19 protein-coding genes are annotated in these 19,558 nt (G+C 59.4%); 13 read left to right on the top strand and 6 right to left on the bottom strand.

The features are described 5' to 3' along the window. Positions 1–11: 11 nt before the first annotated feature. Positions 12–1,430, bottom strand: a complete 1,419-nt coding sequence (locus ACMXYJ_RS28565) for a PLP-dependent aminotransferase family protein (protein WP_415757838.1) — start codon at positions 1,428–1,430, stop codon at positions 12–14. Positions 1,431–1,578: 148 nt separating this feature from the next. Between ACMXYJ_RS28565 and ACMXYJ_RS28560 the strand changes: the two genes are divergently transcribed. From ACMXYJ_RS28560 to ACMXYJ_RS28515, 10 genes are all read left to right on the top strand, one after another. Continuing rightward, complete coding sequence (locus ACMXYJ_RS28560) at positions 1,579–2,679, top strand: hypothetical protein (RefSeq protein ID WP_415757837.1); 1,101 nt, start codon at positions 1,579–1,581, stop codon at positions 2,677–2,679. Between the two features lie 42 nt (positions 2,680–2,721). Next, on the top strand, positions 2,722–4,002 hold the full coding sequence (locus ACMXYJ_RS28555) for a biotin carboxylase (RefSeq protein ID WP_415757836.1): 1,281 nt from the start codon (positions 2,722–2,724) through the stop codon (positions 4,000–4,002). A gap of 50 nt (positions 4,003–4,052) precedes the next feature. Further along, positions 4,053–4,547 carry a RidA family protein gene (locus ACMXYJ_RS28550; protein ID WP_415757835.1) on the top strand — a complete coding sequence of 165 codons (495 nt, stop codon included), beginning with the start codon at positions 4,053–4,055 and terminating at the stop codon, positions 4,545–4,547. Positions 4,548–4,630: 83 nt separating this feature from the next. Next, positions 4,631–5,098, top strand: coding sequence for a cupin domain-containing protein (locus ACMXYJ_RS28545; RefSeq protein ID WP_415757834.1), 468 nt, complete (start codon positions 4,631–4,633; stop codon positions 5,096–5,098). Positions 5,099–5,323: 225 nt separating this feature from the next. Beyond that, the gene (gene yfcF / locus ACMXYJ_RS28540) at positions 5,324–5,968 is read left to right on the top strand and encodes a glutathione transferase (protein ID WP_415760821.1); all 645 of its coding nucleotides are present in this window, start codon (positions 5,324–5,326) and stop codon (positions 5,966–5,968) included. A 31-nt stretch (positions 5,969–5,999) separates the two neighbouring features. After that, entirely contained in the window at positions 6,000–7,352 is a 1,353-nt protein-coding gene (locus tag ACMXYJ_RS28535; protein WP_415757833.1) for a KamA family radical SAM protein, read from the top strand. 24 nt (positions 7,353–7,376) lie between these two features. Next, positions 7,377–8,249, top strand: coding sequence for a branched-chain amino acid aminotransferase (locus ACMXYJ_RS28530; protein ID WP_415757832.1), 873 nt, complete (start codon positions 7,377–7,379; stop codon positions 8,247–8,249). 21 nt (positions 8,250–8,270) lie between these two features. Then, positions 8,271–9,029: a TauD/TfdA family dioxygenase gene (locus ACMXYJ_RS28525; RefSeq protein ID WP_415757831.1), complete on the top strand. Its 759-nt coding sequence runs from the start codon at positions 8,271–8,273 to the stop codon at positions 9,027–9,029. Positions 9,030–9,096: 67 nt separating this feature from the next. Further along, positions 9,097–10,056 carry a diiron oxygenase gene (locus ACMXYJ_RS28520; RefSeq protein WP_415757830.1) on the top strand — a complete coding sequence of 320 codons (960 nt, stop codon included), beginning with the start codon at positions 9,097–9,099 and terminating at the stop codon, positions 10,054–10,056. A gap of 14 nt (positions 10,057–10,070) precedes the next feature. Beyond that, entirely contained in the window at positions 10,071–10,871 is an 801-nt protein-coding gene (locus tag ACMXYJ_RS28515) for an N-acyl homoserine lactonase family protein (RefSeq protein WP_415757829.1), read from the top strand. A gap of 65 nt (positions 10,872–10,936) precedes the next feature. Here ACMXYJ_RS28515 and ACMXYJ_RS28510 read toward each other — a convergent pair whose 3' ends face one another. The 5 genes from ACMXYJ_RS28510 to ACMXYJ_RS28490 all read right to left on the bottom strand — a co-directional run bounded on the left by ACMXYJ_RS28510 (position 10,937) and on the right by ACMXYJ_RS28490 (position 16,320). Beyond that, positions 10,937–12,367 carry a PLP-dependent aminotransferase family protein gene (locus ACMXYJ_RS28510; protein WP_415757828.1) on the bottom strand — a complete coding sequence of 477 codons (1,431 nt, stop codon included), beginning with the start codon at positions 12,365–12,367 and terminating at the stop codon, positions 10,937–10,939. A gap of 300 nt (positions 12,368–12,667) precedes the next feature. Next, positions 12,668–13,372 carry a hypothetical protein gene (locus ACMXYJ_RS28505; RefSeq protein ID WP_415757827.1) on the bottom strand — a complete coding sequence of 235 codons (705 nt, stop codon included), beginning with the start codon at positions 13,370–13,372 and terminating at the stop codon, positions 12,668–12,670. Between the two features lie 137 nt (positions 13,373–13,509). Then, positions 13,510–14,025 (bottom strand): hypothetical protein, encoded by a 516-nt coding sequence (locus ACMXYJ_RS28500; RefSeq protein ID WP_415757826.1) that lies wholly within the window; start codon positions 14,023–14,025, stop codon positions 13,510–13,512. A 64-nt stretch (positions 14,026–14,089) separates the two neighbouring features. Then, positions 14,090–15,607 carry a sensor histidine kinase gene (locus tag ACMXYJ_RS28495; RefSeq protein WP_415757825.1) on the bottom strand — a complete coding sequence of 506 codons (1,518 nt, stop codon included), beginning with the start codon at positions 15,605–15,607 and terminating at the stop codon, positions 14,090–14,092. Continuing rightward, a complete protein-coding gene (locus tag ACMXYJ_RS28490) occupies positions 15,604–16,320 on the bottom strand; it encodes a response regulator transcription factor (RefSeq protein ID WP_415757824.1) in 717 nt (238 codons plus the stop codon). The genes ACMXYJ_RS28495 and ACMXYJ_RS28490 overlap by 4 nt, the downstream gene beginning before the upstream one ends. 151 nt (positions 16,321–16,471) lie before the next feature. Between ACMXYJ_RS28490 and msrB the strand changes: the two genes are divergently transcribed. Genes msrB through msrA form a run of 3 tightly spaced genes read left to right on the top strand, consistent with a single transcriptional unit; the run spans position 16,472 to position 19,547 of the window. Next, the gene (gene msrB, locus ACMXYJ_RS28485; protein ID WP_415757823.1) at positions 16,472–16,990 is read left to right on the top strand and encodes a peptide-methionine (R)-S-oxide reductase MsrB; all 519 of its coding nucleotides are present in this window, start codon (positions 16,472–16,474) and stop codon (positions 16,988–16,990) included. A 42-nt stretch (positions 16,991–17,032) separates the two neighbouring features. Continuing rightward, positions 17,033–18,808, top strand: a complete 1,776-nt coding sequence (locus ACMXYJ_RS28480) for a cytochrome c biogenesis protein DipZ (RefSeq protein ID WP_415757822.1) — start codon at positions 17,033–17,035, stop codon at positions 18,806–18,808. Between the two features lie 31 nt (positions 18,809–18,839). Then, positions 18,840–19,547, top strand: coding sequence for a peptide-methionine (S)-S-oxide reductase MsrA (gene msrA / locus ACMXYJ_RS28475; RefSeq protein ID WP_415757821.1), 708 nt, complete (start codon positions 18,840–18,842; stop codon positions 19,545–19,547). Positions 19,548–19,558: the final 11 nt, after the last annotated feature.

The raw sequence follows: 19,558 nt of genomic DNA, 5'->3' as shown, positions 1-19,558 counted from the left end.
GTGGCAGTCAGTTATTTACTTGGTGTGTCGAGCAACCGGAAAAACCGTTCCCGCACCTGGGTGTTATCGCTATGCGCCACGTTGAAACGCAGGAAGTGGCTAGCGCTCGGCGCTTTGCTGAGCAGGGTTCCGGGCGCCAGCACGAGGTCGATTTCCAGGCCTTTCCTCGCCAGCGTTTCGGCATGGTGCCCTTCGGGCAGCCGCGTCCAGATAAACAACCCTTCATGCGGCAGCGATGAAACGGAACAACCCGCCTCCACCAGCCAGCTCGACACCCGACTGCTCGACTCGTAAAGCCGATCCACCGTGCGCCGGGTATGTTTGGCATAGCTGCCATCACTGAGCATCGTGCAGATAATCTGCTCCGCCAGTTCCGAGGTCATGCCACCGCAGGCCATTTTGAGCGCAACCAGCCGCGCAGCCAGTTGCGGTGACAGTACCGCGTAGCTGACGCGGCTGTTAGCCGTCAGGGTCTTGGAGAAACCGGACACGTAACTGACGTTGTCCAGCCCGCCCGCTGCCAGACGCGGAGTGCTTCGTTGCTGCAAGTCGCAATACAAATCGTCTTCGACGATGTGGAAACCATAGCGGTGACTCAACTCCAGCAAGCGATAAACCTGCGCCGGGGTGAACGAATGCCCGGTCGGGTTATGCAAGGTATTGTTGGTCATGTAGAGCACGGGACGATGGGCAATCAGCAGTTGCTCGAAGACCTCAAGGTCCATGCCGTCACTCCCGCGGGGGATGGTGATGACCTTGGCACCATGCAAGGCCAGATTGGTGTGCATGGTGAAGTAACACGGATCGTCGAGCAGCACCGTGTCGCCAGGTTTGACCAGCAGGCGCATCAGCATGTCGATGGCCTGCACGGTGTTGGCCGTGGTGATGATCTGGTCCACCGGCACTTCGATGCCCAAGGCCGACAGCTTGACCCGCAACGCCTCGCGCAGCGGTAAGTAACCGCTGGCGACGCCGTATTCGCCCATGCGCAGGGAAGTTGCGCGCAGGGTACCGCGCACGGCTTTCAGCAACTCGTCAGCCGGCAGCCACGAAGACGGCAGGAAACCGGCCCCTGGGCGCAGCGCGCCATTGTCCAGCAGCACCGCGCGGCGGACCACGCTGAGCGTGTCTTGAGGTTGCAGGTCCGGGCCGGCATCGGTCTTGATCGTGGTGCTGGAGCGGTGCACGTAATGCCCCGAGCCCTGGCGTGAAACCACCAGACCCTTGGCCCGCAAGCGGTCCAGAGCATCCACCACCGTGGATTTGCCCACGTTCATCATCTCGGAGAGTTCGCGAATCGGCGGCAGTCGTGAGCCGTGAGGCAGGCCTCCGTGGCTGATTGCCTCCGATAACTGATCGACGATCTGCTGAACCAGCGGTACACCCGGCTGGAACTCTATAGCGGCGATCACTGCGCGCTGAACCTGCATTTTACTGGTCTCTCCGGCAGTAAAGTTCGTTGGATTCTATACGAACTTGCTCTGATGAAAATAAGCGTCTCTCTCTACCATACCTTACAGACTTTCCTGATTGTCGGCGCCTGTGGCCTTGGCAGTCGCTTGGTTCCAGAGGTGTTGCATGAGTGTAGAAACAACGGTCGCCATAGCCAAACCGGTGATTAATATTCGGCTGTTCACAATCCGAATCATCACGGCCGTGTCGCTGTTTGCCGTGCTGGGCAAGGCCAACGTCTGGCTCGACACCGCCACTAACAGCATCCTCGCCCTCGGTTATCGGGCCTTGCTGTTGCTGTTGCCGTTGACCTTGTTGGTGTTGGGCCGGCGTTCGCTGAGCGTCACGTTGCTGTGCGCCGCCCTCGGATTGGTCTTGCTCGCGGTCACCAGCAACCAGGGCATGGTGATGTTCGCCGCCGCGTTGTTTGCCTACGGCATTGCGATTGCCGGTTACCTGATCAAGAGCGAAGCAGCGCAGACCAAAGAAGGCGCGGCCTACAACCGCGTCGCCATGAACATGGGCAGCCTGTTGGCGGGGTTGATCCTGCTCTCGCCCTTGTTGACCCCAACCATGTTTTTTCTCGGCGCCGCCGCTTTCGTACTGCTCTGTTTGCCCATCGCCATGGGCGCAACGTTCACCACTCAACCGGTCGTTGCCCACCCGGTGACCCAGGACGGCAGCGGCTGGCGCAACAAGCTGCCGTGGGTGATCGCCGGCATCATCATGGGGATCAAACTGTTTGGTGTGTTCTCGATCCTGCCGCAAGCCATCCTGCTCGAAACCGGTGAATTACCGGCCTGGTATGGCCTGATGCTGATCCTCAACAGCGCGGTGGTGGTATTCGCTCAGGTGCCGATGATGAAACTGATCGAACGCACCGGGCGCTTCAAGGTGATCGCGGTGATCGGGATCATCGTCGGCGGTTTTGCAGTGCTTTCGTCTCCGGCCGCTTTTCACGTCGAAACCCTTGTTGGCGCGTTGATCTGGGTGGCGCTGCTGTCCCTCGCCGAATGTGCGTTCAGCTACCTCGATTACTTCTCCGTCAAACAAAACAACATGTTCGTCAAGGAAGTGTCCCTCGGCGTTGGCGCCGGGCTGACGGTGCTGATCATGCGGGTCGTGCCGCCGCCGTACAACGCACTGGTGCTGGCCGCCATTGGCGCGGGCGGGATCCTGGCCTGGTACTACCTCAACCGTAAATCCAATGCGTCGTTGCACGACTGACTCATCGCGGTTGCGCTATTCACTTCACAGGTCGGAGGCTTCATGAATACGACATCATGCGTAGTCGTGGTCGGGTACAACGGCAATCGGGTTCACGATATCCGGAAACTGCGCGAGCTCTGCAAGACGCTCTATGACGCCCGGCTCATCCTGCTGGTCGATCAGATTCAGCCCGATGACGATCAGGTGGCCGATCACGTCTGCAGCACTTCACTGGCGCCCGAAGAGGTAGCGGCCTCCCTCGAACTGGTGGTGGGGTGTTTGAACGCTGATCGATGGAAGCTGATCGGGGTTCTGCCTTTCTCCGACCGTGGCGTGTTGCTCGGTGCCGCGCTGGCTTCCCATTTCGGCCTGCCCGGTATTACCCCGGGCGAGGCGCGGGCGGGGCTGGACAAGCAGATCTTTCGCAAGCTGGAAGCGGCTGCCAGCGCTTCACCGGAGCATTACCGTCCGGTGTTTTCCGCACGCATCCAGAGCTTGCCCGAACTGCGCCAGAGGGTCATCGAACTGGGCGGCAAAGCCTTTATCAAACCGGCCTGCGAAGGGGCGAGCAGAGGTTGTCGGGTCATCCATCATCCGTCTGAATGCGACGAGGCCTGGCAGGCACTCAAGCCATATCGCGAAGGCGGCATCGTGCTCGAAGAACTGATCCAGAACGCCCGGGAATACAGCTGGGATTACGTGGCCGGCAGCACCTGGGTCACCGAGAAAACCACCACTGAAGGCGCCTATCGCGCGGAAATCCAGCAGGTGGTGCCCGCGCCGTTGGCGGCCGACGTGCAGGCTCGATTGTCGGCAGCGGGTCGGCACATGTCGGCGTTGGTCTCGCTGGATAACGGCGCCTACCACAACGAAGTTTTCCTGCGCCCCGACGGCCTGACCTCAGCAGTGGAAACCAACATGCGCCCCGGCGGCATGCACATCTGGGACCTGGCCCGTCTGGCGTTCGTGGATTTCGATCCGTGGGAACGCTGGGTCAGATGGGCGGTGGAAGGCAAGACCGAACACCATGATCCCATCGCCCGGGGTTACTGCGGCATCCGGCTGCTCAGAGCGCCAGCTGACGGTCTTTTACGCGCCACGCCAGACATCGAATTGCTGGCCCGAAAACTGAACATCGAATTGGTGGAAGCGCTGTATGCCAAGCGCGTCGGTGATTCGGTCACGGCATTGGTGAAAGACAACACCTCATTCATCGGCCACATCGTGTTGTTCAGCAAGGACTACGGACAACTCAGCGACAACCTGTTGCGGCTGGCAGAAGCGATCGAGTCACGCGTCGAGGTCACCTGCCTGGCCCCGGCGACGAGGGCCTGTGGCTAAGCCGTGGGCACCTGCGTTTTTTTGCATTATTGATTCAGAGGGTTTGGTAAATGATTGAGCAAAAGAGCTGTGATGAGCGTTTCATCGACCTGGCAAAAGAGCTCGGCTATGACATCTACGGCGAGAACACCGCCGGCGGGCATTATGCCCCGCTGGTTCGGCATCATGATGAGCTGTACATCAGTGGCCTGGTGCCGCGCATGAACGGCAAAATCCAGTACCCCGGCAGAGTCGGCCTGGAATTGAACATGGCGGATGCTCAAACGGCAGCCAGCATCAGCGCGATGCGCGGGCTGGCGCTGATCGTTGATGCGATTGGTTCGCTGGATAAAATAAAGTCGCTGATACGGGTAACGGTCTATGTGAAATCCACGGCAGACTTTGTTGATCTGAGCGAAGTGGCCAACGGCGCGTCGGATGTATTCAGCCATGTGTTGGGGGACGCCGGTAAACATACCCGAACGACCGTGGGTGTTTATCAATTACCGAAAAATGCCGCGATAGAAGTTGACATGATCGTAGCGCTAAGACCGTCAGCGTTATAAGTATTAGTTGTTCGGCTTTACAGGGCTGAATGGTTGGCCTAAGGTTCGGTCATTAAAGTCGACAACATAAGTTGGAATCCGCGATGAATAACGTTCAAGGTGCGTTTTTTTCATATAAGGACTTTCGCCAGAGTTTGCATCAGCCGCCGGTCAGTGCACAGGTGTGGAAGAGGGGTGAACTGACCGACATGCGTCAGAGCCTCGAGGCCAGCGAAGTCGATATTGTCGCGCTGGCCCACGACAACAGCACTGAAGGTTGCAAGTTGACGCCAGGGATGGCGGTGTCCATGCAATGGTTGAAACCGGGCGCGGTGTTAGACGGGCATGCTCATTCGTGGTGGCACCTGTTTATCATTCAGTCCGGCCGTGGCGCGTTGACCTTGGGCGATGCCGATGAAGTGAGCGTCAGCATGGGCGATGTGCTGCTGGTGCCAGCCTGGACCCGGCACGGCTTCGTCAACACCAGCGACGACGAGCCGCTGGCGATGCTGAACATGAGCAACATGCCGCAAATGGCGTCGCTCTCCAATCTGGGCGATCGCCAGGCCTGATCACTGTCCAACCGTCATTTCCCTTTGTTGCACACCAGGGAGTCAGCGTTCGCTGACTCCCTTTTTCTTTTCTGCGGCCCTGTCGAATCCTCCTGGCGATCTGCGTTTTTGAACTTTCTGTATCGATAGAAACAGATAATTTCTGTATCTGTTCAGCGCTTGACCAACTAACTACGATCACTCCCAAGGCAACGGATTAATGTGGTTAATGCAAGGGAGCGTTCTATGGAGAGTACAAGGCTTAAACTATATGTCGGCGCAGATTTTGTCAGTGCTTTTGCGATGTCGGCTTTTGTGGCGCTCAAGGAAAAGCAACTTTCATTTGAACTGGTCACGCTGGATTTGAAGGCTCGGGAAAACTATCAGGCGAGTTATCGTGATCTGTCTCTCACCTGCAAGATCCCCGCGCTAGTTCACCAGGATTTCGCATTGTCGGAGTCTTCGGCCATTGCCGAATACCTGGAAGATATAGCGCCGGGGCATAACAGACTATTGCCGCTGGACATCAAACAGCGAGCACGCGCCCGTCAACTCCAGGCCTGGTTGCGCAGTGATTTGTTGGTCATTCGCAAAGAACGCCCGGCGGATCTCATTTATTTCGGCAAAAAAGATACCCCGCTGTCCGACGATGCCCTGGCCGCCGTCGACCGGTTGTTCTTTGTCGCCGATCGATTGCTGGAGGGAGGCGCCGAGCATCTGTTCGGTGACTGGAGCATTGCCGACACCGACCTGGCAATCATGCTCAACCGATTGGTCGCCAATGGTGATCAGGTTCCCTCCCGACTCGCCGCGTATGTCCGCCGCCAGTGGGATCGCGACAGTGTTCGGGCATGGATGGACATAGAGCGCGTAGCGCCGGCCATTCAGTAAGAACTGCCAGCCAATCACCAGGAGCGCTGCCATGCAGGGAATGTCGGAGCAGGAACGCTACAAGCCCTATAACTCACGCACCATTCGAGACACGCCGTACTGGCAGAAACTGACGCCTGCGTTGCAGGAAGCCATGACCGTCGTGGCCCGGGTCATGCCGTTTCGCACCAATGAATATGTACTGGGCACGTTGATCGACTGGAGCAACATCCCGGACGATCCGATTTTCCGCATGACCTTTCCCCACAAGGACATGCTGCTGCCGGACGAATACGCGTCACTCAAGCAACTGATCGAACGGGATGACGCCGTTGCTATCAAGCGGCGGATCGAGGCGATCTGGTTGCGGATGAACCCGCATCCGGCCGGGCAGCTGACGCATAACGGCGCGACGCTCGACGGAAAAATCTTACCGGGCATTCAGCACAAGTACCGCGAAACTGTGCTGTTTTTCCCCGGTGCCGGTCAGACCTGTCACGCCTACTGCACGTTCTGTTTCCGCTGGGCGCAGTTCATCGGCGAAGAAGAACTCAAGTTCAATGCGCGCGAATCCCAAGAGTTGGTGAGTTACCTGCGGGTGCACACCGAAGTCACCGACGTGCTGATCACCGGGGGCGATCCGATGATCATGAACACCCGCTCGCTGGTCGGCTACATCGAGCCGTTGCTGGAGTTGCCCCATCTGAAAAGCATCCGCATCGGCACCAAATCCGTGGCGTATTGGCCGCAACGGTTTGTCAGCGACAAGGACGCGCCCGAGCTGCTGGAGCTGTTTAAGCGGATCGTCGCGGCGGGGAAAAATCTCTCGATCATGGGGCACTACAACCACCCGGTGGAGATCCGTCAGGACATCGCCCGCCAGGCCATCGAACGCATTCGTTCCAGCGGCGCGACGTTGCGCATGCAGGCGCCGGTGATTCGGCACATCAACGAAAACCCCGCTGATTGGGCGGCGCTCTGGACCGAAGGCGTGCGGCTCGGCGCGGTGCCTTATTACATGTTTGTCGAGCGTGATACCGGCCCCAGCCATTACTTCGCGATGCCGCTGGCTCGGGCATTCGAGATCTTTCAGGCGGCGTATCGCACGGTGTCCGGGTTGGCGCGCACGGTTCGCGGTCCTTCCATGAGCACCTTCTACGGCAAGGTGTTGATCAACGGCATCGAAACCGTGGCCGGGGAAAAAGTCTTCGTACTGCAGTTCCTCCAGGCTCGCGATCCGCAATGGGTGTTGCGCACGTTCTATGCGCGATTCGATCCGCAAGCGACCTGGTTCGATGAGTTGCGGCCGGCGTTCGGTGAGCGCTTGTTCTTCTTTCAGCCCGAGCCTGATCTTGTGGTTGCGCCGGCGCCCGAATTGATACCGGTTCTGCTCGAAACGGCGTAGGACGATTCATTAGGAGATATGGATATGAGCGGTATTCCGTTTGATCAGCGAGAAGGTTTCATCTGGCTCGACGGCGAGTTCGTCGAGTGGTCCCAGGCCCGTCTGCATGTGCTGACCCACGGCCTGCATTACGCGAGCACGGTGTATGAGGGAGAGCGTGTCTACAACGGCAAGATCTTCAAACTGCGCGAACACAGCGAGCGTTTGTATCGCTCGGCTCAGTTGATGGATTTCGTCATTCCCTATGAGCTGGCTGAACTGGAAGCGGCCAGCCATGAGCTGCTGCAACGCAACAACGTGGTCGACGGTTATCTGCGGCCAGTGGCCTGGCGCGGCAGTGAAATGATTTCCACCTCGGCCCGCTTCAACAGCGTCCATGTGGCAATCGCCTGCTGGCAATGGCCGAACTATTTCGACCCGGCCGGGCACATGGCCGGCATTCGTTTGAAAACCGCTGAGTGGCGTCGTCCGCCACCGAGTTGCAGCCCGTTTGAAGCCAAGGCATCCGGGCATTATCAGATCGCCACGCTGAGCAAGCACGACGCTGAAAACAACGGTTACCACGACGCCTTGATGCTCGACTGGCGCGGCAACGTTGCCGAAGCCACCAGCGCCAACGTGTTCTTCGTCAAAGGTCGGACGTTGCACACCCCGGTGCCGGATTGTTTCCTCAACGGCATTACCCGTCAGACCGTCATCGAGCTGGCCAGGGCGCTGGATTACCAAGTGGTTGAGCGAACCATTGTTCCTACGGAACTTGGCGACTTCGACGAGTGTTTTCTCACCGGTACCGCTGCCGAAATCACACCCGTGCAGCGCATCGATGAACATCGCTATCGACCGGGCAACGCCTGCCGCGAATTCATTGCCGCCTACACCTCAACCGTCAACGCCTGATAAACCGCCAGGAATTTCACCATGTCAGATCAAGGGATTGTCGCGTCTAAACCTTACGTTTCACTGGGTCACCGCCATGAAGAATTGTCGGCGCGAGGCTGGACGGTGCTGACGCCGGACGAGTTCGCCGACGACGTGCTCGGCACGCTGCAGGAGTTCGGCCCGGTCATTCCGCAATTCAACGGGCAGACCGCGTTCGCCATCACCCGCAAGCCGGGGTACGAAGACTTGCCGTATTCCCAGAGCATGAACGGCATCGGCCCACACACCGAAGCGCCGGTTTACGGACCGCCGCCGCGCTACCTGGCGTTGCATTGTCATCAACAGGCCACGTGCGGTGGCGGGCATACAGGGCTGGTGGACGGTTATGAATTGCTGGCGTTCCTCGAGCGCACCGAACCCGAGTTGCGTGAATGGATCGACGACACGCCTGTGGAGTTCGTCGCCACCGCCAAACCCGGTGAAGCCGCTCAACGCCGGGTCAAGGAATACATCCTGACGCCTACAGAAGACGGGGATATTTTCCGTTTCAGCTACAACCAGTTTCACTACGGCGATGTGAATCCTTCCAAGGAAGCGCTGCTTCACTCGCAAGTCGCCAATAGCTCGTCGCCCCTGGCCAGGTTCGCAGTCCTGGGCGAAGCGTATTTCGTCGAGCACAACACACCGGTGCTGATTCCCGACGGATGCCTGCTGATTTGGGACAACTGGCGAATGATCCACTCCCGCAGCCGATACACTGACCCGGCGCGAAACCTGACCCGCTACTGGCTGGCCTGATTCATCCGTCGCCCTTAATTCTATTGGCGTACCCGTCATCGGGTACGCGTCCTACAGGTATCGCGTCATGCAAACAGCAATCGAGATCGCCAAGGTCGATCATCAACTGGTCGTGCGGCTCAATCAGGCCTGGACCAAACGGGCCACGGTCTGCTCCCCGGACAAGGCCGAGGCCAGCGAAGCGTTCGATCCGGCGCGCCCGGATTATCCGGAGTGCATGGTGCCGTTTTTCCATCACCCGAAATTCCAGGCCCTGAGCGATGAACTCAAAAGCACCGTGGTGACCTGGGGCTGGATCGGCTACAACCTGCGCACGGTGACCGCCGAAGAGCATGTGGTGAACCCGGCGCTGAGCGTCATCGCCAATCAATACCTGGGCAAGGATGACTGGCATTTTCGCGAGGCCATGCAACAGACGTTGATCGACGAGCACTACCACACGCTCATGCACCTACGGGCGATCGAACGGACCAAGCTGGAGCGAGCGCTCGATCAGGATCTGGATTTGCCGCCGTCGGTCACCTACCTGCGGCTGATCGCCCTGCGTGAAGAACTGGCGGAGCAGTGGCAGCGCGACCTGGCGGCGATCACCTTTGCGGTGGTGGCCGAGATCAGCGTCAACGCCTATCTGGATTTGCTGGCCGACGATCAGAGCATTCAACCGCAAAACCGCCGCGTGGCCGAGCTGCATAACCGCGACGAATATGCCCACAGCAAGATTCTCGCCGAAGTGGCGAAGGTCATGTACGCGAACATGCAGCCGCCCCAACGGACGTTTTTCGCTCGCACGTTGTCGGTGGCGCTGAGTGCCTTTGTCGCCCAGGACTACTCGATGTGGGAGGCAATTCTGACGCAGCTGGGGGTCGAGGACGCCGCACTGATCATCGCCGACACCCGGGAGAGCAACAAGAACGCCACGATCATGCGGGACTACAGTGGCCTGCATCGTCTGGCCCAGGATCTGGGCATCAGCGACGAGATCGATTTCGACTTCCGTCCGACCCTCAAAGCCAGCGCAGCGGCCTGAACCAGGAGGTGAATATGTCCGTTCCTGTGTACGAAGTGTTCGCGATCCGTGTCGGCGCCAATGCCCAGCGCACCGCCCGGGAGAACTTTCTCTACGACGCCTGCTGCGGTGATCCGAATGCGTCGATGCCGTTGGATTATTACTTCTGGGTCATTCGTAACGAGCAGCAAGTGATCGTGGTCGACACCTGTTTTCAACCGGCCACGGCGGATCGGCGCAACCGTCAGATGTATCGCCTGCCGGAAGAATCCCTACGCCAACTGGATATTGATCCGGCGCAGGTCGACAACCTGATCCTCACCCATTTGCATTGGGATCACGCCGGCAACTTGGGGCTTTTTCCGAAGGCCACGGTGCATCTGCAAGAAGCGGAACTGCGCTTCTGCACCGGGCCGAAAATGGCCCATCACACGGTGAACAAAACCTACGAGGTCGATGACGTGATGTCGGCGCTTCCACCGTTGTTCGAGGGCCGGATGCGTTTGCACACCGGCACGGTCGAGGTGATTCCCGGTGTGACGTTGCACCCGGTGGGCGGGCATACACCGGGTAGCCAAGTCGTACGGGTGAACACCGAGCGTGGGTGGATTGTTCTGGCCTCGGATGCCGCGCACTTGTGGGCTAACATTCGTCAGCGCAGTCCGTTTCCGATTCTGGATGATCTGGCGCAGACGCTTGAGGCGTTCAGTCTCATCGATAGCCTGGCTGACGGCGAAGAGCACGTCATTCCCGGCCATGACCCGCTGATTGCCGAGCGCTTCCCGCATTGGAATGACGATCCGCACATCATCTGCCTGCACCAACCCCCTCTCTGAACTCCCCCCTGTAGGAGCTGCCGAAGGTTCGGGCCGCGTTCGGCAGCTCCTACACGGGGTATGTGTCAGCCTTGGTTCTTGAGGAGTTGACCCAAGGTCGCCAGCGCTTCATCTATCCGTGATGAATACGGCGCACCGCAACCAAGGCGCACAAAATGATTGAAACGCTGGGCGTTGGAAAAGATATCCCCAGGCGAAATCTGGATGCCGGTCTTCAATGCCTCATGGAAAAACGCCATGGATGAATGCTGGCGCGGCAGTTCCACCCATAACAACGTACCGCCCCGAGGGGAAGTCACGCAGGTGCCGGCGGGAAAGTAGCGAATGATCGCTGCGCTCATTTGCTGGCGTTGGTGAGTCAGGATTTTCCTCAAGCGGCGTAGGTAACGTTCGTAGGACGGTGTCTTCATGAACGCACTGACCGCCAGTTGCGACAACGCCTCACATCCCCGGGACTGCGTGTGTTTGAGCATTTCCACGCGGTCGTGCCATTTCCCCGCGCTGATCCAGCCCAGGCGTATGCCCGGTGCCAGGGTTTTGTTCAGGGATGCGCAATAGATCACGTTGTCGGTGCGGTCCCAGTGCTTGAGCGTGGACAGCGGCTGCTCGGTATCCACCAGATCGCCATAGGTGTCGTCTTCGATCAGCACCGTGGCGTGCTCGGCGCACAGCTGCACCAGCCGCGCCTTGTTGGCGTCGGGCATGATGCTGCCCAGCGGATTTTGCAGGTTGGGAATGACGATCAGCGCCTGAATCCGTTCAGGGCCTTTTAGCAATTGTTCGAGGGCGAACAGATTGATTCCGGCGTGCGAAGTCGCCGGGACCTCCAGCACCCGCAGACTCAGGCTTTCGAGAATTTGCAGCAAGCCGTAAAAGGTCGGTGATTCCACAGCCACGGTGTCACCCGGTTGGGTGACCGCGCGCAAGGCCAGGTTGATCGCTTCGGTCGCGCCGTTGGTGATCACAATCTTTTCCGCTGGCAGGTTGGACTTTGCGGTCAGCGCCCGTCGCGCAAGAATACTGCGCAATGTGCTGTTGCCGCAGGTGGAGCCCGCCGCGCCGAGCAAGTGCGGATCGTGACGCAGCGCCTTGATCATATGATCTTGCAGGATCTTCAACGGATAGAGTTCCGAGGCGCAGAAGGCACTGGCGAAATTGACCTTGATCGTCGCACGCTGACTGGCCTTGAGGACCGATGACACTTGCTCGTGAATGCCGACGTAGACGCCGGTGTCCAGCGGCGGGGGAGGCGCGATCGGGACGGGTTTGCGCAACGTATCGGGCTGGCGAATGTAATTGCCGGAGCGCGGCCGGGCTTCCAGCACGCCGCAGTCCTCGAGTTCCCGGCAAACCTGCACCGCGGTCGACAGGCTGACGGCGTGTTTTTCCATCATCAGCCGAATGGAGGGGAATCGTTCACCGGTTTTCAAGGTGCCGCTGCGGATCGCGTCCAGGTAGTGGTTGGCTAACTGACGGTAAAGGGGAGTTGTGTTCATGATGACCTCAGCAATCGCACCACTGAAGTCTTGGGCTGGAAAGTGAGTTGACGCTCCCTGCAGGCGGACCCGTGGTGCTGAAGGGTTAAGGAAAGTGTTTTTCTGGCGCCGAATCACCGTGGCATGAATGCCTCTTGGCATTGATTGCCGAACGGGGTGGCACTTTGCAACTGTCTCGGTGTGGGCGACGACGACAGGAAGGGAAATTGTGGGTTTTGTAAAATCGCGGGCAATAAAAAGCCCCGCTCTAGGGCGGGGCTCTTGGGTCAGTGGCGCCCGAAGCGCCGCTGATGGATCGTGTTATTGCGCGGCGATGCTGTAGCCATCGAACGCGGTTTGCTGCTGAAGCGCAGTGATGATGTTCTTGCGGTTAACCGCTTGTTCAGTCCCGGCATTGTCCAGGAACGTCTCGCTTTCCAGCTCTGCTTCTTCGCCTTCGCCGACGAAGGTAAAGCCCAGGAACTCCAGCGCTTCACGGTCAACGTTCAGACGCGAACGCGGGGTGCGCAGCGGCAACGTCACGCTGATGCCGTCTTTGCTGATGGTGAACACTTCGACATCTTTCTTGGCGCGAGCCGCTTTGCTTTTGCCACTGCTCGGGTTGCTGATGGCCTGGTGGGTCTGGTTCAGCACCTTCAGTGCGAGGCCATAGACCAATTCCTGAAAGGCCGGGTCGTCCTTGAAGCTTGAGAGAATCCGGCTGATCGGGAATTTGCTGCTCAAGTCTTCCAGGGCTGCAATATCGGAAGCCTCGGCGTCCTTGAGTTGCTTGAGTTCGCCCATCAATTCATAGGCTTTATCGTCGTCGAAGCTGTCGTGAGCCTGGCGAATCGCGGCGCGCAGCTCGCGAATCTGGTCGCTTTCCCGGGTGGACTGGAAAGCGTCCAGGACCATCTCGCTGATGGTCTTGGCCTGGGGCACGTGCTGTGAAAGATTGATGGAGTTTTCGTATTCCGCTTTGGACGACAAGGTGACTACGGATTCAGCGGTATTGGAATCGGACATTGAAATTTCACTACTTCTTTTAACTTGGGTTGAGGCGAGAAAGCTCTGGGCCTTTTCAGGCCGCCTAATCTATTGGACCGAGGCGGCGTTGTCACGGATGAACAGGCGGCTGGTCATCATTTTTGGCACAGCGGCTTTTAACCGGCGGCTATCTGGGGGCGTTTTGTCTGAAGTGTCAGCAGTAGCCGATAGAGCTTCAACGCCCGACCGCTGATCAGTCCACAGACAAAACCCGAAGCCAATGCCTTGAGCAGCAACATCTCCAGGGTGGCGGCCATTTCCGGGTGAACGTCATCCTGGTAGCCGAAGTAATAGTTCACCGCAAAAAACAGCAGATAGAGCACCAGCGTTTTTGCTGTGCCCGGCACGATCAGGCCGGTTTGTGGATCATCCAGCTCAATGCCCTTGCGTGGGAAAATCAGCAGCGCCGCGAGGCTGCCCAGGATGACGGCGGCCAACCAGCAACTGACCGATAGCTGCGGATTCAGCGTCAGGTTCAGCGAAAACAGGGACCAGCCCAGCAAAATCGGCGCTGTGACGAGCAATGAAGTTTTGCTTTCACGGGTCGGGGACAGGGCTTTGACACCGTAGTAGCACAGCAGCAGAAATATCGCGTAAACCCACAATGGGGTGTTTTGCAGGGTGTTGAGCATCGCGCAGCGTCCTTGCCGAAATGGGTGCCAGGATATTAGCCGTTGCTGTGGTCCAGGCAGTCGACTATTTCCCCAGCGTGTTCAGATTCATCGACCGAACCGCCAATTGCTCGGCCGTTTGCTGATCCACTGGCAACGAAAAGCGGAAGGTCGCGCCGCGTCCGGGAACGTCAATCAGCTGGATCTCGCGGCCATGCAATTGCAGGATCCGGTGCACGATCCGCAACCCCAGTCCGCCATCACGCCGTGCGCCGCCAATGTTGAACGGGCGCAGGAACAGACCTTCGCGCAGTTCGCCAGCAATGCCGGGGCCGGTGTCGCTGACGGTCACTTCGATAAAAGGTCCTTGAGGGCGCAGGCTGAGCTCGATTTCTCCCCCTTGCGGGGTGTGGCGCAGGGCGTTGTCGAACAGGTTGGTGAGCACCCGCTCGATCAATCCAAGGTCGGCGCAGGCCGCCGAAACATTGGGTGCGAAGGTGGCCTTGAGTTCGACCTGACGCGCCTCGGCCGTCAGTTCGAACTTCTGGAAAATATCCTGCACCAGATCGGTCAACGAGAAACGTTCCAGTACCGGTTGCACGAAACCATGTTCCAGGCGCACCAGCTCCAGCAGCGATTGCGCCAGACCACCCACCTTGCGGCTTTGATCCAGCGCAATGCCCAGATAACGGCGGCGGTCGGCGGGTGACAACGTGGCGTCCTTGAGCGACAAGGTTTCCAGGTAACCGTGCAGCGAGGCCAGAGGCGTGCGCAGGTCGTGGGAGATGTTCGCCACCAGTTCGCGGCGTTCCTGATCCTGGCGGGTCAACGAACGCCATTGCTCACCGAGGCGCGCCTGCATCTGCCGGAAGGTCGCATCGAGTATGGCAATTTCATCGTGGCTGGCGGCTTTTTCCACCGGGACGGATGCCGGCGGCGTTACCGGAGCGCCATCAATGTCGAACTGGCTGACGGTTTCGGTCAAGCGGCGCAAAGGTCGGGTGATGAGGGCGAATGCGGTGAGACCGGCAATCAGGCACAGCAACGCCACCAGCCCGATGGACAACAGCGCGGTATTCAGGGCGGCGCTGGTGGCGCCGCGCTCGGCGAAGCGGTCGTGCTCTTCGCTCAGCAGCACCACATAGAGATAACCCACCGGTTTGCCATTGACCTGCAAGGGCGCGGCGCTGAACACTTTGCGGCCATCGACGCTGCGCGGATCGTCGCCGAGAACCGGCAGGGCATCGCCCTTGAGCAGGCGCTGGATCGGCGCCAGATCGACCCGCTCCCGGCGTATCCGACCCTCGGGCGCAGCACTGCCGACAATCCGGCCCTCGGGGTCGAGCAGATAGACCTCGACACTGGGATTGACCAGCATCAGTTGGCTGAACAGGTCGCGCACGGCGTCGGGCATCAGGCCTTTGGTGTCCATCAGCACGGTGTCATGGGCGATGTGCTGGGCCAGATCCCGCGATAACCCTTGCACCACTTCCAGCTCATGCATTTTGTTGGACTGCACCTGCATCCAGGCCGACGTGCCGCAGCACACCAGCAGCAACACGGCGAACACCAAAGACAGGCGCTGAGTCAGGGTCAGTCTCACGGCTGCTCCTCCCTGGCGGCGAATTTGTAGCCTCGTCCCCACACCGTGAGGATGCGCACCGGTTGCGCCGGATCGGCTTCGATCTTTGCCCGCAATCGGTTGATGTGAGTGTTGACGGTGTGCTCGTAGCCTTCATGGCTGTAGCCCCAGACGGCGTTGAGCAGGTCCATGCGCGAGAGCACTTTGCCGGGCTGACGGGCGAAGAAATACAACAGGTCGAACTCCCGTGGTGTGAGGTCGAGGCGGCGACCGTCAAGGGACACATCGCGCGTGATCGGGTCGATGGAGAGGCCGTCCGTGATCAGGCTGCCGGCGTCCATCTTCAGGTTGCGGGCCATGGCGTCGACCCGTCGCAACAGCGCTTTGACCCGGGCCACCAGTTCGAGCATGGAAAAGGGTTTGGCCAGGTAATCGTCGGCGCCAAGTTCGAGCCCGAGAATCCGGTGCACTTCGCTGGAGCGCGCACTGGTAATGATGATCGGTGTGTAGCGGGCCATGGCGCGGGCGCGGCGGCAGATTTCCAGGCCGTCGACGCCGGGCAGCATCAGGTCGAGGATCAGTGCGTCCCAGCTTCCTTGCTGCAGCAGGCGCATGCCTTCATCGCCGTCGGCGCAGTGCACCACCTCGAACTGCTCATCGCGTAGATGCAGGCAGATAAGGTCGGCGATATGCAGGTCGTCCTCGACCACGAGGACGCGTTTGGTCTGTTCCATCAAGCTCAATCCTTCGGCGCAATGAGCGCATTGTGCGGGTTTTCCGGGGCCTGAGTTATCACGAATTGTTTAACTTCTCGTGAGGATTTGGCGATCAACCCAAGCCTAGGCTGTGTTCCATGACAGGCACCTGGAATTTTCGGAGACGACCATGTTTTCACGGCGACAGTTTCTCGTAGCAAGCGGCGGGCTAGGCGCTGCAGCCCTGGTCATCGGTGTATTGCCAAAATTTGCCGCCAGTTCTGCACTGGTCAGTGATGCCAGCGCGGCGGAGGTGTTCGAGGTGACTCACAGCGACAACGAATGGCGCGCCATGCTCAGCGCCGAGCAGTACGAAATCCTGCGCGAAGAGGGCACCGAACGGGCCTACAGCAGCCCGCTGAACAACGAGCACCGTGAAGGTACGTTTGCCTGTGCCGGCTGCGATCTGCCGCTGTTTTCTTCCTCGACCAAGTTCGACAGCCGCACCGGGTGGCCGAGCTTCTGGGCACCGCTGGACAAGGCTGTCGCCACCCGTCAGGACCGCTCCTTCGGGGTGCTGCGCGAAGAAGTCCACTGCCGACGTTGTGGCGGTCATCTGGGCCATGTCTTCGACGATGGGCCCAAACCTACCGGCTTGCGTTATTGCATGAACGGCCTGTCGATGACTTTTGTGCCGCAGGCGACTTGATCCGCGGGTACTCCCTTTCACTCATTTTTGCAGGTCGACGTTATGTGGCTTCTGGTCCTCGCTTATCTCGGTGGTGTGCTGACGATTGTCAGCCCGTGCATCCTGCCGGTGCTGCCCTTTGTCTTCGCTCGCACCGGGCAGCCGTTTATGAAGAGCGGGTTGCCGCTATTGGCGGGTATGGCGCTGACCTTCGCGCTCGTCGCCTCGCTGGCTGCGGTGGGCGGCGGTTGGGTGGTGCAAGTCAATCAATATGGTCGCTGGCTCGCGTTGCTGTTCGTTGCCTTGTTCGGGCTAACGCTGTTGCTGCCTCAATTGGCCGAGCGTCTGACGCGGCCACTGGTGGCGGCTGGCAGCCGGTTGTCGGAAGCGGCGGGCGCCGATGCCCGGCCGCGTCCCGGCGCTTCGTTCCTGATCGGTGTCGCCACGGGCCTGCTCTGGGCTCCGTGCGCCGGGCCGATTCTGGGTCTGTTGCTGACTGGAGCCGCGTTGCAAGGGGCAAGCATCGCAACCACCTTGTTGTTGCTGGCTTACGCCGCGGGTGCCGCAACTTCCCTTGCCGTGGCGCTGCTGCTGGGCGGTAAGGTCTTCGCGGCGATGAAGCGTTCCATCGGCGCTGGCGAGTGGCTGCGTCGAGGCCTGGGCGCCGCGATGCTGGCGGGTGTCGCGGCGATCGCCCTGGGGCTCGACACCGGGATTCTGGCGCGGGTTTCGACGGCGTCCACCGGCGGTATCGAGCAGGCTTTAGTGGGACGGTTGGCCGGCCAATCACCGAACGTTAGCGGGGCGATGATGGCGCAGATTCCGGCCTCGGGAAGTGCAATGAAAGCGGCTGACAAAACGCCGGGCACACTGCCGATTGAAGGCAACCTTCCACCGCTGGACGGCGCGGTGCAATGGCTCAACTCGCCACCCTTCACAGCGCAGGCCTTGAAAGGCAAAGTCGTGCTGGTGGATTTCTGGACTTACTCCTGCATCAACTGCCTGCGCTCGCTGCCTTATGTGAAGGCTTGGGCCGAGAAGTACCGCGATCAGGGATTGGTGGTGATTGGCGTCCATGCGCCCGAGTTTGCTTTCGAACGAGACGTAGGCAATGTCACCAAAGCGATGAAGAACCTGGGCATCAACTACCCGGTGGCCATCGATAATGACTTCAAGGTCTGGCGAGCTTTCAACAATCAATACTGGCCGGCCCACTATTTTGCCGACGCTCAAGGTCGCATCCGTTATCACCATTTTGGTGAGGGCGAGTACGCCGAATCGGAGCGGGTGATCCAGCAACTGCTGCGCGAAGCAGGTGCCGCGAAGGTCGCAGACGGCTTGATCAATGCCAGCGCCGAGGGTGTTCAACTGGCCCCGGACATGAACGAAGTGCAATCACCGGAAACCTATATCGGCTACCAGCGTGCCGAGCATTTCGTGCCTGAAACCAGCCTGGTGCCGGACAAAGTGTCGGCCTATAGCGCTCCATCGCAATTGGCACTCAACGACTGGAGCCTGGACGGTCAATGGAAAGTCGGCTCGGAGCGAGCGACTTCAAGCGCGCCGGCCAGTCGCATTGTCTACCGCTTCCATGCCCGTGATCTGCATCTGGTGTTGGGGCCTGGTGCTGACGGTAAACCGGTGCGTTTCAACGTGTTGATTGACGGAAAAGCCCCCGGCGATGCCCACGGTACCGACGTGGCACCCGATGGCAGCGGCAGCGTGACTGAACAACGTTTGTATCAATTGGTGCGCCAAACCGGCGGCGTGACGGATCGGACCTTCAGCATCGAGTTTCTCGATCCCGGAGTGTCGGCGTATGCGTTTACGTTCGGTTGATCGTCATTCCATTCATTCAGGAATCAGCCTCATGAAAACCCTGTTCACTTTGCGCCGCACCCTGTTGGGCCTGGCCGCTGCCGGCGTCATCGGCCAATGCCTGGCGTTCTCCTTCGGTGCGGCGGAAGACGCGGTCATTATTCCTCCACCTACCCTCGACGAAATCACCCAGGCCGACAGCGAAAGGGCGGTCTTTGCCGGCGGTTGCTTCTGGGGCGTCCAAGGCGTGTTCCAGCATGTCAAAGGGGTGAAGAAAGCGGTCTCCGGTTACGCCGGCGGTGCAGCCAACACGGCTCAGTACGAGCGGGTCAGCGGTGGCGATACCGGTCATGCGGAATCCGTCGAAGTCACCTTCGACCCCCGTCAGGTCAGCTACGGCACCTTGCTGCAAATCTACTTCTCGGTGGCTCACAACCCTACCGAACTCAACCGTCAGGGACCTGACAGCGGTACTCAGTATCGCTCGGCGCTTTTCCCGGAAAACAGCGAACAGCAACGTATCGCCCAGGCCTACATCGCCCAGCTGGACGCCGCCCGTTCGTTCAACAAACCCATTGTCACCAAGCTGGAGACCTACAACGGTTTCTACCCGGCCGAGGAGGAACATCAGGACTTTCTGACCGAGCACCCGACCTATCCCTACATCGTGATTAACGATCTACCGAAGGTCGCGCAGCTGAAAAAGCTTTATCCGGATCGGTATCAGGAGAAACCGGTATTGGTGAAGGCGGGGATGTAAATGGCGGGTTG

The organism is Pseudomonas arabinosi, assembly GCF_047758675.1.
Lineage (GTDB): Bacteria > Pseudomonadota > Gammaproteobacteria > Pseudomonadales > Pseudomonadaceae > Aquipseudomonas > Aquipseudomonas arabinosi.
This window is presented reverse-complemented; position numbering and strand designations above follow the sequence as displayed.

What these genes read in the sequence shown, in the direction of transcription:
- ACMXYJ_RS28565 (WP_415757838.1), bottom strand. Translation starts at nt 1,430, where the DNA reads ATGCAGGTTCAGCGCGCAGTGATCGCCGCTATAGAGTTCCAGCCGGGT.
- ACMXYJ_RS28560 (WP_415757837.1), top strand. Translation starts at nt 1,579, where the DNA reads ATGAGTGTAGAAACAACGGTCGCCATAGCCAAACCGGTGATTAATATT.
- ACMXYJ_RS28555 (WP_415757836.1), top strand. Translation starts at nt 2,722, where the DNA reads ATGAATACGACATCATGCGTAGTCGTGGTCGGGTACAACGGCAATCGG.
- ACMXYJ_RS28550 (WP_415757835.1), top strand. Translation starts at nt 4,053, where the DNA reads ATGATTGAGCAAAAGAGCTGTGATGAGCGTTTCATCGACCTGGCAAAA.
- ACMXYJ_RS28545 (WP_415757834.1), top strand. Translation starts at nt 4,631, where the DNA reads ATGAATAACGTTCAAGGTGCGTTTTTTTCATATAAGGACTTTCGCCAG.
- yfcF (WP_415760821.1), top strand. Translation starts at nt 5,324, where the DNA reads ATGGAGAGTACAAGGCTTAAACTATATGTCGGCGCAGATTTTGTCAGT.
- ACMXYJ_RS28535 (WP_415757833.1), top strand. Translation starts at nt 6,000, where the DNA reads ATGCAGGGAATGTCGGAGCAGGAACGCTACAAGCCCTATAACTCACGC.
- ACMXYJ_RS28530 (WP_415757832.1), top strand. Translation starts at nt 7,377, where the DNA reads ATGAGCGGTATTCCGTTTGATCAGCGAGAAGGTTTCATCTGGCTCGAC.
- ACMXYJ_RS28525 (WP_415757831.1), top strand. Translation starts at nt 8,271, where the DNA reads ATGTCAGATCAAGGGATTGTCGCGTCTAAACCTTACGTTTCACTGGGT.
- ACMXYJ_RS28520 (WP_415757830.1), top strand. Translation starts at nt 9,097, where the DNA reads ATGCAAACAGCAATCGAGATCGCCAAGGTCGATCATCAACTGGTCGTG.
- ACMXYJ_RS28515 (WP_415757829.1), top strand. Translation starts at nt 10,071, where the DNA reads ATGTCCGTTCCTGTGTACGAAGTGTTCGCGATCCGTGTCGGCGCCAAT.
- ACMXYJ_RS28510 (WP_415757828.1), bottom strand. Translation starts at nt 12,367, where the DNA reads ATGAACACAACTCCCCTTTACCGTCAGTTAGCCAACCACTACCTGGAC.
- ACMXYJ_RS28505 (WP_415757827.1), bottom strand. Translation starts at nt 13,372, where the DNA reads ATGTCCGATTCCAATACCGCTGAATCCGTAGTCACCTTGTCGTCCAAA.
- ACMXYJ_RS28500 (WP_415757826.1), bottom strand. Translation starts at nt 14,025, where the DNA reads ATGCTCAACACCCTGCAAAACACCCCATTGTGGGTTTACGCGATATTT.
- ACMXYJ_RS28490 (WP_415757824.1), bottom strand. Translation starts at nt 16,320, where the DNA reads ATGGAACAGACCAAACGCGTCCTCGTGGTCGAGGACGACCTGCATATC.
- msrB (WP_415757823.1), top strand. Translation starts at nt 16,472, where the DNA reads ATGTTTTCACGGCGACAGTTTCTCGTAGCAAGCGGCGGGCTAGGCGCT.
- ACMXYJ_RS28480 (WP_415757822.1), top strand. Translation starts at nt 17,033, where the DNA reads ATGTGGCTTCTGGTCCTCGCTTATCTCGGTGGTGTGCTGACGATTGTC.
- msrA (WP_415757821.1), top strand. Translation starts at nt 18,840, where the DNA reads ATGAAAACCCTGTTCACTTTGCGCCGCACCCTGTTGGGCCTGGCCGCT.